This window comes from Nocardioides terrae, assembly GCF_900112345.1.
GTDB classification, from domain to species: Bacteria; Actinomycetota; Actinomycetes; order Propionibacteriales; family Nocardioidaceae; genus Nocardioides; species Nocardioides terrae.
Map to the genome: position 1 here is coordinate 1 of NZ_FOLB01000008.1, position 15,808 is coordinate 15,808.

The window sequence follows — 15,808 nt, forward strand, 5'->3', positions numbered from 1 at the left end:
AGCGGCTGCTGGCGAACAACGGCCTGATCGGCTCGATGGGCCGCTCCTACGGCGCCGGAGACAACGCCAGCATGGAGAGCTTCTTCAGCCTTCTGCAGAAGAACGTCCTCAACACCAGGCGCTGGGAGAACCGCGAAGACCTCCGGCTCGCGATCGTCACCTGGATCGAGACCAAGTACAACCGACGCCGTCGCCAACGCGCCCTCGGCAAGCTCACCCCGGTCGAGTTTGAGATGATCTACGCCGCCGCAAACGCGGCCTGATTACTGCAAACCCCGAGTGTCAACCAAAGCGGGGGCAGACCCTCGTGAAGCACACCGCGGCGCTGTTGTTCCGGATCTTGTGCGGCTTCACCGCGACCGAGACGCAGAACGTGCCCAAGCACGGGCCAGTTGTCATCGTGCCAAACCACAAGTCCTTCTGGGACCCGTTCTTCGTCGCGATCGCGCTGCGTCGACCCGTGCACTTCATGGGCAAGGCGGAGCACTTCGACGGGCCGCTCGCCAAGGTATTTCTGCGGCTCGGTGCATTCCCTGTCCGTCGCGGCGAGTCCGACGCCGAGGCCCTCGAGACCGCCCGCGCCATCCTGCGACGAGGCGATGCGCTCGCCCTCTTCCCGGAGGGCACCCGCGTCCGAGACGAGGGCCTGGGTACGCCGAAGCGCGGCGCTGCCCGACTCGCGATCGAGGCCGGCGCACCGCTGGTGCCGGCGACGATCACCGGCACCGAGAAGCGCCGTTGGCCGCTCCCGCGCCGCGTCCGCCTGGTGTTCGGCACGCCGGTGTCCGTCGCGGGCCTGTCGGCGACACCGGAGGATGCCGGCACCGCAATCAGGGCAGCCTGGCCGCAGGTCACCGAGGAGTACAACCGCTGGCAGAACCGGCCCACCCTCGTCGCCGCCGGGCTCGCCGCCGTCGGCCTGGGTGCATGGGTAGTCAAGAAGAGGATGAGGAAGTAACGCTTCCTTGACGTCGGAGGAGTCACACTCGACCACGTGTCCCATGTGCGTCCAGATCGGCGCCGGTGCGCCTGAAGGTGCGGATCACGCACCCGCTGGTCTGAGAGTCCGTTCGTCAGCGTGCATGTGTCGCCGCACGGCACGTCAATCGCGCTCCGAAAAGCCGAGACGCTGAGACGCCTTGAGCGCGCGCTCGCGAACTACAAGGAGGCTCTATGCGCGTCCAAACGCTTGATCCCAACGCATACGCCCCCGAACCGATAGGCCGGCTCGGGGGCGCTTCTGTGCGTTTGGCTCAGATGGGGCTCATCGGACCACCCAGTCGTGACCGCACGACTGGCACAGCGCGACCTTCTGGTTCTTGAACCTGGTCTTCTCGGTGCCCTTCGACTTCTTCCAGACCAGGTTCGACATGCCGAAGGTGGAGACAGCTGTCAGGCCACGGGCTGCGTTGTTCGTCTTGCCGCCAAGTCCGGTCCCGTGCCTGGCCGTGCGCCCACCCGCCTCGGACCCGCCTCGACATCCTGCTGAGCCGCACCCTGGAGGACGGCACTGTCCAACGGCTCTTCATCGAGGTGAAGAACGGCGCGACCGCCGGACTCGCACGCACCAACAGATTCCCAACCCTGAACGTCTTCGGCCTGATCGCGCGAGGTGCCAACGCGGTTGAGGCTGGGCTGACGGCCGGGGAGAACTACTTGGTCCCCGGCTTCGTCGTGTGGCTGTAGGGTCCGGCCGTGGCTGACAACCCGCTGATGGTGCCAGTGCGCCAAGTCCTCGACGCGCGAGGCTTCAAGAAGAAGGGGCCGTACGGCATCTATCGCAAGCCGTTGTCGCCCGGCGTTCATGCGTGGGTGGGGATGAACGCGCGTTCAGATCCCGGATCCCTGACGCTCAGCCCGACCGTCGGCGTGCGGCACGAAGAAGTGGAGCGGTGGGTGTCGCTGCTCCGCGATCGCAATCCCAAGGACTCGACCGCGCCGACCGTGTCGACGGGGTTGATGAACCTCCTTCCTGAGGGCCGGGCTTGGCCGCACTGGGTCCTGGCGCGTGGCGAGGACCAGCAGAATGCCCAGACCTGGGAGCTGTTCGGTCAGGACATCGACCAGTACGCGATGCCGTGGATGCAAGAGCGCGACACCGGTGAGCGTCTCGTGGAGCCGTTGCGGCGCAACGAGGGGTTGGACACCTCCCGCCTCGCGCTGCCGGTGCTGTTGTGGATCCTCGGCGACCCGGCCGGAGCACGGGAGGCGGTCGAGCGCGGGCGCTCGGCGAAGATCGTGGGCGGCATGGTGGTGGACTACGGCGCCTACGCGGAGCGCCTGCTGGCCGAGATCGACGCGCACCCTGACGGCCCGGTCGAGTAGGGAGCAGCCTTGGCGAGTGCATCTGCCGGACGGATCGCCGAGCTGCTGTGGCGCTACCGCGAGGATGAGACCGCCTCCTAGGCACAGGGGTCGGAGGCACGGCGGAGGCCGCTCGATTACTACTTCGACGCGGACTCGCAGAGCCGCAGCGACGCAGGTGTCCAGCAATTGAGGCGGCTCCAGCGGCTCACGCCTTGAGATAGGCGTCTCATGTCCGGCCCGTGTCCGAGCGCACGCGTGTTCGCCCAGATCGCGGAATTCCTTTACTTGCCTATAGATCCGTCGCGAAACTTCGAAGGTTCGAATCCTTCACCCGCCACACGGGACCTCCGGGCCCTGGGCGTCAATTACCCCCGGTCAGGGTTCTGTGTCTTTCGTCAGGCGGTTTCGCCTCGCTGGTCGACGAGCCGGAGCCGCATCGCTGTGACCGGGCTCGCAGACCGCGGACCAATAGAGGAAGTTCTATAACTCCGAGTCAGCCCGGCTCGCCGCTCTGCCAGCATGGGCCACGAGTTCAACCACCACCGGCCCCACTCAGCGATGGGGGAAGGCCGCACCCGTCACCAAGCTGAACAATTCGGCTGCACATCACACGTGGTTGTTCTGGTTCATGGGTGCTGCCCCCGGCCGCCGGTCCGGTTCATGACCCAGCGGGCGGACGCGCACGGTCGACTCGGCGCCGATGCGTCGCATCAACACCACCGCCTTCCTCAGGCTCGGTTCCGCCCGACCGATGAGGGGGTGACAGGGGAGGCGCATGTACGGGAGATTCTTCGTCTTCACCTGCGCCTACGCCGTGGCTATCGTCGTCGGACGGATGACCGTTCCGGACGGAGCCACGCTGGCCATCTTCTGGCCCGCGTCGGGTGTCGGCGCGCTGTGGGCGATCACGTGCACGCGGACGGGTGAGCGGCGGGCGGCTGCGGCTGCCATCGCTGGTATCTCAGTCGGGGGGAACAGCGTACTCCACGGCTCGCTTGGGGCGGCGGTACTGCTGGGCGCTGCGAACGTGCTCATCAGCTTCGGCACCGCCCGAGTGCTCGGTGCCGCCGAGGGCGACGGACGGGCGTGGCGGCTGCACGGGCTCAGCGACTTCTACCGCCTGCTCGGCGCCGCGGTGATCGCCTCGCTCGTGAGCCTGGGTCCCGGCATGGCGGCGATCCTGGCGGCAGGTGATGTTCCGGGCTGGGGCGACGCGCTCGCATGGGTCATGCGGCACTCCGCCTCGGTCGTCGTCGTCGTCGGGACGGTGTTCGCCCTCACTCGTCCACCGCGCCACTCACGCCGGAGCTCCGGTGCGGAGATCTTCGCCCTCTTCGGCCTCACTGTGCTCGCCGAATGGGCGGTGTTCGGCCCCGGACACCGACTGCCGCTGTCCTTCGTTCCGTTCGTGTTGCTGTTCTGGAGCGGCGTGCGGACCTCGGTCAGGGTGGCCGTCGGCCACAGTGGGCTCGTCGGCGTGCTCACGCTGGTCCTGGTCTGCGGCTTCCAAGGGGGATCGTTCGCCGCGATCGACGACCCTGCGATGCAGGCCGTCACCCTCCAAGTCTTCGTCTTCCTCACGACGAGCCTCAGCATCGTCCTGGCCATGGCGTGGGAGGAACGCGGTCGGTTGGCGCGCGATCTGGCTGCCTTGGAGGCCGCCGCGCGGCTGCGTGCCGAGGACCTGACGGCGGTCACCCAGACGATCCCGGACGGGCTGTTGGTCGTGGACCGCGACGGACGCATCCTGCTGCACAACGAGGCAGCGAAGGCGCTGTTCGACGACGCGAGCACCGATAGCACCGCCGCAGCCACGGGCGACGCCCCGGTGCCCCGAGTGGAGGTGCTCGCGCGCCACCACCTCGACGGTCGGGAGTTCACCCGTGATGAGCGTCCCTCTGTGCGTGCGCTCGCCGGTGAGCACGTGCGCGGACTGCTGGTCCGCAGCGGCGTCGGCGCCGGCCGCGAGGGGCGGATCTACTCCGTGAGCGCAAGCCCGCTCCACGACGCGACCGACGCGACCGACGCGGCCGACACGACCGACGCGGCCGCCAGTGCCGGTCCCGCGGACCGAGCCGTCCTGTTGTTGCGGGACGTCACCGCAGAGCACGCGCGGAGTGCGGAGCTCGATGTGTCACGGCGTCGGGCGGAGCGACTCTTCTCGGACGCGCCCACCGGCGTCGTCGTCCTCGACCTGAGTGGGACGATCCTCCGGGTGAACTCGGCGGCCGCCGCCCTGCTGCTGCGCGATCCCGCCGACCTCGTCGGGCGGCCGCTCGCCGATCTCGCCACCAGGCCCGAGCAAGTCGCCCGCCACCTGGCCCAGACCGTGGAGCAGCCCGCCCGCCGACACTCGTTCGACTGGACGGTCGCTCCCGGCACCGATGACGCGATGCAGGTGACCGCCTCCACGGGGGTGCTCGCCGGCTCCGAGGACTCGGAGGACGTAGTGCTCGCCCACCTGCTGGACGTCACGGAGCGGCGCACGTACGAGCGCAGGCTGGCGCACCTGGCGGAGCACGACGCTCTGACCGGGCTGCCCAACCGGCGACGCTTCGACCGCCTGCTGTCCGAGCACCTGTCACCCGACGGCGCCGAGCATCCGAGTGGAGCGATGCTGCTGCTGGACCTCGACAACTTCAAGGAGGTCAACGACACCCTCGGCCACGGCGCGGGTGACGAGCTCTTGGTCTCGCTGTCGTCGGAGCTGCGCCACGTGGTGGGCGATGCCGGGGTGGTGGCACGTCTGGGCGGCGACGAGTTCGCTGTGCTGCTGCCAGACGCCGATCACGCCGGTGCGCGGAGCCTCGCCGAGGACCTCGTGGCGGTCGTGCGGCAGCACACCGCAGCGCTCCCGGGCGTCCACCACCGGGTCACGGTCAGCGTGGGAGCCATCACCTTCGCCGCGGCCGCTCAGCACGACGCCGACCCGCTCGCTCTGGCCGACATGCTTCTCTACGACTCGAAGGACTCGGGGCGCGACTGCTTCACGCTCCTTGCAGGCGACGGCTCGCTGGCGCCGCGCTCCGGTGCGCGACTGGCGTGGCGCGCTCGCCTGGAGGCGGCGCTCGACGCCGACGACTTCGAGCTCTACCTGCAGCCCATCATGAACCTCCGCACCGGAGACGTGGACAGCGCAGAGGCGCTGCTGCGTCTCACCGACGTGCCGGGTGAGGCGGTGTCGCCGTATCAGTTCATGGAGATCGCCGAGCAGGCCGGGCTGGCACCGAGGATCGACGCCTGGGTGCTGGGCCGAGCGGCCCGTCTCATCGCAGACCTGCGCCGGCGGGAGCCGGAGTTCCGACTGGAGGTGAACCTGTCAGGCCGCTCGGTCGGGGACCCGGCGATCGAGGCGACCCTCGAGGAAGCGCTCCGCCGTCACCGCGTGGATCCCGGCGCGCTCATCCTGGAGATCACCGAGACGGCCGTCGTCGCTGACCTCCGGTTGGCCCGGCACTTCGCCGAACGGGTCCGGGCCCTGGGTGCGAGGTTCGCGCTCGACGACTTCGGCGCAGGCTACGGGTCGTTCGCCTACCTCAAGCACCTCCCCTTCGACTACATCAAGATCGACGGCGAGTTCGTCGCGCAGGTCGACACGTCGCCGATCGACCGCGCCATCGTCCGGTCGATCGCCGGCATCGCCCGCGAGCTCGGGAAGAAGACGGTCGCCGAGTTCGTCGCGACCGATGACGTCCTCGACGTCGTTCGCGAGGAAGGGATCGACTTCGCGCAGGGCTACGCCGTCGGAAAGCCAGTGCCGGCCCGCGAGTTCGTGGCAACCTGGCTGCAGGACCGGCTTCCCGATGTGGCCATCGACGTCGCGGACGTCCCAGCCCGCTGAACGTCGGTCACCACCAGGCCCGTCGTGGTCGGCAAGACCCTGAAGATCAGTGGGCCGCAGCTCCTGCCGTGGTGCTCATGCATCCACGACGATGGTGATGATCAGAGGGCTCCTGCGGAACTTCTTGTACGTCCAGCGGCCGATCTCGCGAGTGATCATCTGCTCGAGCTGGTGCGGCTCGCCGATGCCCTCCGCCGCTGCCCGGGCCAGGGTCTTCTCCACGACGGGGACGGCCGCCCGGAACGTGTCCGGCTCGTGGACGAAGCCTCGGACCATGAAGTCGGGCGCCTCCGCCAGCTTTCCGGTGTCGGAGTCGACGAGGGCGAGGACGGTGACGACACCCTCCTGGGCGAGCGTCCGCCGGTCCTTGAGCGAGGTCTCGGTCGCGCCGCCCACGGTCTGCGCATCGACGTACACGTTGCCTGCCGGAACCTTGCCGGTGATCTTGGCGCGGCCCTTCACCAGGTCGACGACGACGCCGTCCTCGGCAATGACGACCCGCTCGGGATCGACCCCCGTCCTGATCGCCAGGTCGGCGTTCGCCCGGAGGTGCCGCGCCTCACCGTGCACCGGCATCACGTTGGCCGGGCGGACGATGTTGTAGCAGTAGACGAGCTCCCCGGCGCTGGCGTGACCGGAGACGTGCACCTTCGCGTTGCCCTTGTGCACGACGTTGGCGCCCCACCGGGTGAGCCCGTTGATGACGGACGAGATGGCGTTCTCGTTGCCGGGGATGACCGAGCTGGCCATCAGCACCGTGTCACCTTCGCCGACCCTGATCTGGTGTTCGCGATTGGCCATCCGGGAGAGCGCCGCCATGGGCTCGCCCTGCGATCCCGTGCAGACGATCGCCACCTTCGTCGGAGCCATCCGGTCCAGCTGGTCGAACGGGACGACGAGGTTCTCGGGGTAGCGGAGGTAGCCGAGGTCGCGGGCCACGCCCATGTTGCGCACCATCGACCGGCCGACGAAGGCCACCTTGCGGCCGTGCGCCTGGGCGGCATCGAGGACCTGCTGGATCCGGTGGACGTGGCTGGCGAAGCTGGAGACGATGATGCGTCGGGGCGCTGTCCGGAAGACGGTCTCGATCGCCGGTGCGAGCTCACGCTCCGACATCGTGAATCCCGGGACCTCGGCGTTGGTCGAGTCCGTCATGAACAGGTCGACGCCCTCCTCGCCGAGCCGTGCGAAGCCGCGCAGGTCGGTGATGCGGTCGTCGAGCGGGAACTGGTCCATCTTGAAGTCCCCGGTGTGCAGGACCAGACCGGCCCTCGTGCGGATCGCCACCGCCAGCCCGTCCGGGATCGAGTGGTTGACGGCGAGGAACTCCAGATCGAACGGTCCGAACGTGACTCGGTCGCCCTCCTTGACCCGGTTCAGCTTGGGCTTGATCTGGTGCTCCTTGAGCTTGGCCTCGATCAGCGCGAGCGTGAGGTTGGAGCCGACGACCGGGATGTCCCTGCGTTCCCGCAGCAGGTACGGGACGCCGCCGATGTGGTCCTCGTGCCCGTGGGTCAGGACGACCGCGACGACGGCGTCGAGCCGGTCCCGGATCCAGGTGAAGTCGGGCAGGATCACATCGATCCCCGGCTGGTGCTCCTCGGGGAAGAGCACGCCACAGTCGACGATGAGCAGCTTCCCGCGATGCTCGAACACCGTCATGTTCCGACCGATCTCGCTCAGGCCGCCGAGCCCGACGACGCGCAGGCCGTCTGCTGGGAGCTTCGCAGGAGGCCGGAGTTCGGGATGGGGATGGCTCACGCCCTCACGCTAACCGAGTGGACCTGTGTCGGGGACGGCGGCATCACCCGCATCCCTGGATCACGAGGGATCAGTGGTAGCGCGAGACCTCAGTTCGGCGACAGCTGCCAACCGGTGGATGCGAAGGCGCTGTCAGCGACCGGCTCGCGGTCGACGCGCACGTCGTCGACGTACACCCCACGACCCTGGTAGAGCGAGTCGGAGGCGTAGCGCCAGCGCACCAGCACGCCGTTGCCCGACGGGCCGGCCGTCGGAAGCGCGGCGGTGGCGCGGTGCCAGCGCCGACCGCCGAACCCGGAGATCGTGCCGTCGGTGCGCGTCTCGACGGGCCCCGCCCGCATCGAGAAAGGCACCGGGGACCAGGTCGCGCCGCCGTCGGCGGAGGCTTCGAGGCTCAAGATGTCGGAGCCGCCCTCGGTGTCGTACCACAGGCCGAAGGACAGCGCGCCGCCCGAGGCCGCCGGCATGGACAGGGTGACGGTCCGTGCGTCGCCGACGCCGGAGAACCAGGCCTCGTCGCCCTCGATCGGGTGCACCGCGAGCGCCCGGGCCAGGTCCCGAGCGACCGCGCGCCGCGCCGGGTTGTTGCTGCCCCAGTCGCGGGTCGGGTGCACCCGGTTGGTCAGCAGGATGACGAACGAGTCAGACATCGGGTCGACCACCAGCGAGGTGCCGGTGAAGCCGGTGTGCCCGAAGGTGACCGGGGTGGACAGGCCGTCCATGTACCACCGCTGGTCGAGCTCGAAGCCGAGGCCGTGGGAGTCGCCGGGGAACTGGGCGTTCCGGTTGACCAGCATCTCCCGGACGGTGTCCGCCCGAAGGATCCGGGCGTGGCCGTAGCGGCCGCCGTTGAGCAGGGTCCGGGCCAGGATCGCCAGGTCGTGGGCGGTGGAGAACAGCCCCGCGTGGCCGGCGACGCCGCCGAGGGACCAGGCGTTCTCGTCGTGCACCTCGCCGCGGATCATCGGCCGCCCCGCCCACGGCTCCGCTTCGGTGGCCGCGATCCGGTCCTTCAGCCTCGCCGGCGGGTTGAACATCGTGTCCGTCATCCCGAGGGGACCGGTGATGCCGCCGGCGATCACCGTGTCCAACGCCTGACCGGTGACCTTCTCGATCACCATGCCCAGCGTGATCAGGCTGAGGTCGGAGTAGAGGTAGGCCTCGCCGGGCGCCGCGATCGGCTCGACAGCCAGGACCGCGGCGAGCCGCTGCTCGGGCGTCGGATAGTCGCTGTAGAGCGGCAGCCAGGCCGGCAGGCCGGCGGTATGCGTGAGCAGGTTCGTGATCGTCACGTCGCCCTTGCCGTTCTGGGCGAATGCGGGCAGGTACGTCGCCACCGGGGCATCGAGATCGATCCGGCCGGCCTCTGCCTGCTGCAGCACCGCGATGGTGGTGAACGTCTTGGTCACCGACGCCAGGTCGAACATCGTGTCCGGGCGCACCGGCACCTGCTGGTCGGCGGGTAGCTCGGTGTCGGCGTCGGCGTACCGCAGCGCCTTGCCGGCCGCGTCGTGGACCGGGACCACACCATGGCGTGAGGCCAGCACCACACCGCCGGCGTACTCCGGGTGCGTGGGTGAGGGGACGAGGAAGGAGCGCAGGTCGGTCGACATCTGCTCCAGCGGTCCCGGCAGCAGCTGCGCCCGCGCGGGCGTGCCGGACCGGAGCCGGTGGTGCTGGAAGTGCAGGTTCTCCGCCGTCACCTCGAACGGCCTCGGGACGTCGGTGACCGGCTTGTCCTGCTGTCCGACGGCGGCACCGCTCCGGCTCGGCGCGCTCCCGTCTGGTACGTAGCCGGATTTCGAGTGGGCCGCAGGGCCGGCGGACATGGCGATCATGCCGAGCGCCACCGCCTGCGCCGCGACCAGTGCCCGCCTCACGACCGACGCCGCCCGGGATAGAGCAGGTACCGCTCCCGTACGGCGCGGAACGCGGCCAGCTCCTCCTGCCAGCCGGCGACGACCTCATCCGCGTCCGCGCCGCCGTCGATCGCCCGCCGGACCTGGTCGGAGCCGGTGAGCCGGTCGATCCAGAACGGTGCCGTGGTCTCCCGCCACGCGAAGTCGTCGGGGTAGAGGTCGCGGGCCGTGACGATCATCGTGATCGCGGTCCGGATCGCTTCGAACCGATCCCGGTCGCCCACGTGCAGCTGCACTCCGCCACAGGTCGTGCCGACGTGCTTGGACGACGTCGGTGCGAAGTAGGCCTCGCGGAAGGCCACGCCGGACAGCCCGCGTTCGTTGAGCGCCTCGGCCCAGCGGTAGTCGACGTACGGCGCGCCGATGAGCTCGAACGGCCGCGTCGTGCCCCGGCCCTCGGAGAGGTTGGTGGCCTCGAAGAGGCAGGTGCCCGGGTAGACGACCGCGCTCTCGATCCGCGGCATATTGGGCGAGGGCATCACCCACGGCTGCCCGGTCTCCTCGCCGTACATGGAGCGCTGCCAGCGCTTCACCCGCGAGACGGCCAGGTCGACGGGGCCGTTCGCGTTCGGGTCCTCGGGCAGGAACTCACCGTTGAACAGGCCGGCCAGCTCGCCGACGGTCATGCCGTGCTGCTGGGAGATCGCCTTGAGGCCGACGAAGCTGGCGTACTCCGGGTGCATGACCGGGCCGTACGCCGCCGTAGCACTGATCGGGTTCGGCCGGTCGAGCACGAGGAACCGCACGCCGGCCAGGGAGGCGGCCACCATGCAGTCGTACAAGGTCCAGATGTAGGTGTAGAACCGGGCGCCGACGTCCTGGATGTCGAACATCACCGTCTCGAGGTCCGCCGCGCGGAAGTAGTCGGCGATCTGAGCCGCGGTCTTGCCATAGGTGTCGTAGACCGGGATGCCGGCCCGCGGGTCGACGTAGCTGCCCTCAGAGCCGCCGGCCTGGGCGCTGCCCCGGAACCCGTGCTCGGGCCCGAATGCGGCCACCAGGTCGACGCGGTGGTCGCCGGCCATCACGTCGACCTCGTGCCGCAGGTCCTTGACGATGCCCGTGGGGTTGGAGATCAGTCCCACCCGCTGTCCGGCCACCAACCGGTAGCCGTCGAGGGCGAGGTTGTCGAAGCCGGTGAGCACGCCGCCACCGGCCCGGCGACCGGCCGCGACTGCGGTCTCCCCGGCGGCGAAGGACGGTGGGGCGGTCGCGACGAGAGCACCCGCCCCGGCCGTGGTGAGAGCGGTGCGCAGCAGGCTGCGACGCTGGATCGAGCGGGCCATGCCAGTACCTCCGAGCAGGTCTGGGAGCGGCGGATGTCGTTGATCGACCAATCGGTGCCAACAGCGGCGAGTTTCCTACGACCCCGGTCGAGGGTCAATGGGCGCAGCAGGCGCCGAGTCCGCTCGGACCCTGTACGAGGGCCGCACGAAACAGGCGTAGTCCGCCACCGACCTCGTCGAGCGCCTGTCGCCGGCTCCGTCGCCCGGGCGATGACCCGCGCTCGGCTGTCCCTCAGCGCAACCAGACTGCGGTGTCCGGCGGCAGCAGGTCTTCGGACACCGCACCCGAGGCGATGAGGATCCGCCCACGAGGCAGCCGAACGGGTACGTCGCCGCAGTTGACCACGACCCGGAGCGAGCCTCGCTCGAAGCTGAACACCTCCCCGCCTCCATGTGCCACCCGGATCGCCTCGCCCTCCGGAGTGGCGAATCGGCGGCGCGCCGCCAACGCGGACCGGTAGAACTCGAGCGTCGATCCGGCGACACCGGACTGCGCCTCGACCGTGAGCGATGACCAGTCCGTCGGCTGCGGGATCCACGGGGTGCTTCCGGCCGGGCCGAACCCGAACGGGGGTTCCGCGCCCGACCAGGGGAGCGGCACCCGGGACCCGTCGCGTCCTTGGCGGCCACCGCGCAGCCACGCAGGGTCCTGCCGGTGCTCGGGCGGCACGTCGACCTCCTCCAGCCCGAGCTCCTCGCCCTGGTAGAGGTAGGACGAGCCCGGCAGGGCGAGCATCGCCAGGGTTGCGGCGCGGCCACGCGCAAGCCCCCGGGCGCCGCCGCCGTAGCGCGTGGGGTGACGGACGACGTCGTGGTTGGAGAGCACCCAGGTGGGGGCGGCGCCGACCGGCTGCATGGCGGCGATCGTGCCGTCGACGACGTCCCGGAAGGAGCCGGCCGACCACTCTGCGACCGTCCAGGCGAAGTTGAAGACCTGGTCGAGCTCGTCGCCGCGGACGTACGCCGCGCTCGCCTCCGCGGTCTGGGTCCAGGCCTCGCCCACCGTCATCCGGTCGGGCCCGGCCTTGTCCAGGATCCGGTGCCAGCGCCGGAAGACCTCGTGAACGCCCGGCTGGTCCCACATCGGGGTGTCGGCGACGTCCAGCTCGACCATCGACCTCTCGCCGCGGACGCGCCGAGAGCTCGGCCGGCCGTCGGCGTCGACCAGCTGGTCGCGCAGGTCGGGGTCCTTGACCAGCCCGTGAGCCACGTCGACGCGGAACCCGTCGACACCGCGGTCGAGCCAGAAGCCGAGGATCTCGTCGAACAGCTCGACGACCTCTGGGTCGGCCCAGTTGAGGTCCGGCTGGGTCGGGTCGAAGAGGTGGAGGTACCACTCGCCGTCGGGCACCCGGGTCCAGGCCGGCCCGCCGAACAGGGACTGCCAGTTGTTCGGCGGCTCGGCGCCGTCCGGGCCGCGGCCGGAGCGGAAGTGGTAGCGCTCGCGCTCCGGGGAGCCGGGCTCGGCCCGCAGAGCCGAGCGGAACCACGAGTGCTCGCTCGAGGTGTGGTTGGGCACCAGATCGACGACGACGCGGAGGCCGAGGCCGTGGGCGGTCGCCAGAAGGCGGTCGAAGTCGTCGAGCGTGCCGAACAGCGGGTCGACATCGCAGTAGTCGGCGACGTCGTACCCGTGGTCGTGCTGCGGTGAGGGGTAGAAGGGAGTGAGCCAGACGGCGTCGACGCCGAGGTCGCGCAGGTAAGGGAGCCGGGCGGTGATCCCGGGCAGGTCGCCGACACCGTCACCGTCACCGTCGGCGAAGCTGCGGACGTAGATCTGGTAGACGACGGCGTCGCGCCACCAGTCGGAGGGGTCGGGCACGGGAGCATCCTTCGGTCGGAGGTCGGGTCGAGTCGGTCACCGGGTCGGCCGCAAACAGGCTCTTGCCAGGGTGTGACCGTCGCCATAGTGTATGCGTATGCAACTCACTTCCGACGACAAGAAGCGGATCCGCAGCGGCTCGGTCACCGTGGTCAAGGAGCCCGTCAACGCCGACCAGCTCGACGAGCTTCGCGACCCGGCCGTCGCCGCCAAGGTCTCCGAGATGCTCAGCTCGATCGAGCGCGACGGGATGGACGCCGTCCTCCGCTACGCGCGAGAGCTCGACAACTACACCGGCCACGGCCTGGAGATCCCCGAGGCGGAGCTGGAGAAGTCCGGCGAGCGGATCCCTGCGGCCGTGCGCGAGGCGCTCGAGACGGGCGCCGACCGCACCCGCCGGTTCGCCGCCATGCAGCGCGCCCGACTGCAGGACTTCGAGGAGGAGATCGTCCCCGGCCTGGTGTGTGGCCAGCGCTTCGTGCCGGTGCAGAACGTCGGGGCCTACCTCCCCGCCGGCCGGTTCCCGCTGCTGGCCAGCGCCTTCATGACGGTCGGCGTCGCCGACGTGGCTGGTGTCCCCAACATCGTGAGCTGCACGCCGCCCTCGCTCGACGGCGAGCCCCACCCCGCCGTGCTCTACGCCGCATGGGTCTCCGGCGCGCGCAAGGTCCACCCCCTCGGCGGGGTGCAGGCGCTCGCTGCGATGGCGTTCGGCCTGCTCGACAGCGAGCCGGCCGACATGATCGTCGGCGCCGGCAACGCGTTCGTCGCCGAGGCGAAGCGGCAGCTCTACGGGCGCGTCGGTATCGACGTCCTGGCCGGCCCCTCCGAGGTCGCCGTGCTCGCGGACGACACCGCCGATGCCGAGATGGTGGCCGCGGACCTCCTGGGCCAGGCCGAGCACGGCCCCACGTCGCCCGCCAACCTCACCACCACCTCCGAGCGGCTGGCCCGCGAGGTCCTCACCGAGGTGGACCGGCAGCTGGCGCGACTCTCCACCCGCGACATCGCCGGCGCCGCCTGGCGCGACTACGGCTCGATCTACGTCACAGACTCCCGCGAGACCGCGGTGGAGGTCATGGACACCCTCGCCCCCGAGCACCTGGAGGTGCTGGCCGACGACCTCGACTGGTGGCTGGGCGCACTCCACAACTACGGGTCGCTGTTCCTCGGACCGTGGTCGACGGTCGCGTACGCCGACAAGGGCATGTCGGGCACCAACCACGTGCTCCCCACCGTCAGGGGCGCTCGCTACACCGGTGGCCTGAGCGTCGCCGCGTTCCTCAAGCAGCTCACCTACCAGCGCGCGACGCAGGACGCGACGGAGGCGCAGGCCGTGCCGACCGTCACCGTCTCGGACTTCGAGCGCCTCGACGCCCATCGCGACACAGCCCAGCTCCGCCTGGACCGGATCGCGTCCCGCTGAGACTAAGCGCTGCATACGTATAGCAGTCCGGACTCGGCCGGCATAGACCCCGAGCGGCACGCACCGAGGCGTGTCGTCCGCCGCCGCAACGACAGCACCACTTGGGAGAACACATGAGCCTGTCCCGTTCCCGCGTCTCGGCCCTGGCGGCCGTCGCCGCGAGCCTGACCCTGGTAGCCACCGGGTGTGGCGCTGGGTCCAAGACCTCAGCGGACACCGCCGCAAGCGTCGAGTGCGACTACAAGGCGCCCAGCGGCAAGACGGACGTCAACGTCCTCGCCTACAACTCCTCGTCCGTCGACCCGTACACGAACACGATGGTCAAGAGCTGCACCAAGGGCGACGTCACCGTCAACCACCAGCCGATCGACTTCGCCGGTCAGGTGCAGAAGACGACCGCGACGCTGGCCGGCGACACCGGGACCTACGACATCATCGAGACCTACTCGTTCGTCATCCCCCAGCTCGCCGCCGAGGGCAAGCTCGAGCCCCTCGACGACCTCGTCGACGAGTACGGCGACGAGTACGGCCTGGATGCGATCAACAAGAACATGTCGGGCGCGATGACCTACGACGGCAAGCTCTACGGCCTCCCGATGCAGGCCCAGATGCTGATCATGGCCTACCGCAAGGACATCTTCGACAAGCTCGGCCTGAAGCCGCCGACGACGTTCGCCGAGATGATCGACGACGCCAAGAAGATCCAGGCCGCGGGGGAGGTCAAGTACCCGATCGCGCTGCCGCTGCTGGCCAGCGCCGACATCGTGACGGCGTACGACGCGGCCCTCGGGTCGCTCGGCCAGAACCTCACGGACCCGAAGACGATGACCGCGAACCTCGACTCGCCGCAGTCCAAGCAGGCGCTGGAGGCCCTGCTCTCCCTCAAGCCCTACATGGACCCGCAGGTGACGACCTTCGACCAGCCGGCCGTGCAGCAGCAGATGTACAACGGGTCGGCGGCGATCTCGATCATGTTCTCCGGGCGCATGAACGACCTCACCCTCCCCGCGAACAGCCAGTACGCCGACAAGATGGCGTTCGCGGCGCCGCCGTCGGTCAACGGGGGCGACGTCCTCTACGACACCGTGTCGGTCGACGGCTGGTCCATCCCGGCCAACGCCAAGAACGACAAGGACATGCTGTTCGAGATGCTCTCCTCCTCGGTGAGCGAGAAGGCGTCCAAGGCGTCGCTCCCTGCCGCCTACCCCGCCCGTGACGGGATGGTCACCGATGACAGCATGCCGTTCGCTGCGGCGGCCAACGAGTCGATCGCCAAGGTGCCGCCGTCGGAGCCCTACCCGTGGACGGCCGAGATCAGCAACGCGATCACGCCGATCGTGGCCAACGTGGTGCTCGGCAAGACCTCGGTGCAGGACGGGATGGGCAAGATGCAGTCCGAGGCGAACAAGATCCTCACCGAGTACAAGTGACGCACGACCAGCGGGA

General features: G+C 69.7%; 10 protein-coding genes. 6 read left to right on the top strand and 4 right to left on the bottom strand.

Features of this window, described 5'->3' with window-relative positions:
* The 4 genes from BM236_RS11595 to BM236_RS11610 all read left to right on the top strand — a co-directional run.
* Positions 1-263, top strand: a 263-nt coding sequence (locus BM236_RS11595; RefSeq protein ID WP_139230088.1) for an integrase core domain-containing protein, incomplete at its 5' end; no start/stop codon positions are given.
* Positions 264-307: 44 nt separating this feature from the next.
* Positions 308-958, top strand: coding sequence for a lysophospholipid acyltransferase family protein (locus BM236_RS11600; protein ID WP_175507658.1), 651 nt, complete (start codon positions 308-310; stop codon positions 956-958).
* Positions 959-1,695: 737 nt separating this feature from the next.
* A complete protein-coding gene (locus tag BM236_RS11605) occupies positions 1,696-2,325 on the top strand; it encodes a hypothetical protein (RefSeq protein ID WP_139230089.1) in 630 nt (209 codons plus the stop codon).
* Positions 2,326-3,082: 757 nt separating this feature from the next.
* Complete coding sequence (locus BM236_RS11610) at positions 3,083-6,148, top strand: bifunctional diguanylate cyclase/phosphodiesterase (RefSeq protein WP_091123890.1); 3,066 nt, start codon at positions 3,083-3,085, stop codon at positions 6,146-6,148.
* 75 nt (positions 6,149-6,223) lie between these two features.
* On the opposite strand, the gene BM236_RS11615 is transcribed toward BM236_RS11610, so the two are convergent.
* The 4 genes from BM236_RS11615 to BM236_RS11630 form a co-directional block, all read right to left on the bottom strand.
* Positions 6,224-7,909 (bottom strand): ribonuclease J, encoded by a 1,686-nt coding sequence (locus tag BM236_RS11615; protein WP_091123892.1) that lies wholly within the window; start codon positions 7,907-7,909, stop codon positions 6,224-6,226.
* Positions 7,910-7,998: 89 nt separating this feature from the next.
* Positions 7,999-9,789 carry a serine hydrolase domain-containing protein gene (locus BM236_RS11620; RefSeq protein WP_217645306.1) on the bottom strand — a complete coding sequence of 597 codons (1,791 nt, stop codon included), beginning with the start codon at positions 9,787-9,789 and terminating at the stop codon, positions 7,999-8,001.
* Positions 9,786-11,114: an exo-beta-N-acetylmuramidase NamZ family protein gene (locus BM236_RS11625; protein WP_091123895.1), complete on the bottom strand. Its 1,329-nt coding sequence runs from the start codon at positions 11,112-11,114 to the stop codon at positions 9,786-9,788. Before BM236_RS11625 ends, BM236_RS11620 begins: the two co-directional genes overlap by 4 nt.
* Positions 11,115-11,346: 232 nt before the next feature.
* On the bottom strand, positions 11,347-12,936 hold the full coding sequence (locus tag BM236_RS11630) for a glycoside hydrolase family 13 protein (RefSeq protein ID WP_091123896.1): 1,590 nt from the start codon (positions 12,934-12,936) through the stop codon (positions 11,347-11,349).
* Between the two features lie 97 nt (positions 12,937-13,033).
* Here BM236_RS11630 and hisD point away from each other — a divergent pair, with 97 nt between their 5' ends.
* Complete coding sequence (hisD, locus tag BM236_RS11635) at positions 13,034-14,362, top strand: histidinol dehydrogenase (RefSeq protein ID WP_091123899.1); 1,329 nt, start codon at positions 13,034-13,036, stop codon at positions 14,360-14,362.
* Between the two features lie 113 nt (positions 14,363-14,475).
* Complete coding sequence (locus BM236_RS11640; RefSeq protein WP_091123901.1) at positions 14,476-15,792, top strand: ABC transporter substrate-binding protein; 1,317 nt, start codon at positions 14,476-14,478, stop codon at positions 15,790-15,792.
* Positions 15,793-15,808: the final 16 nt, after the last annotated feature.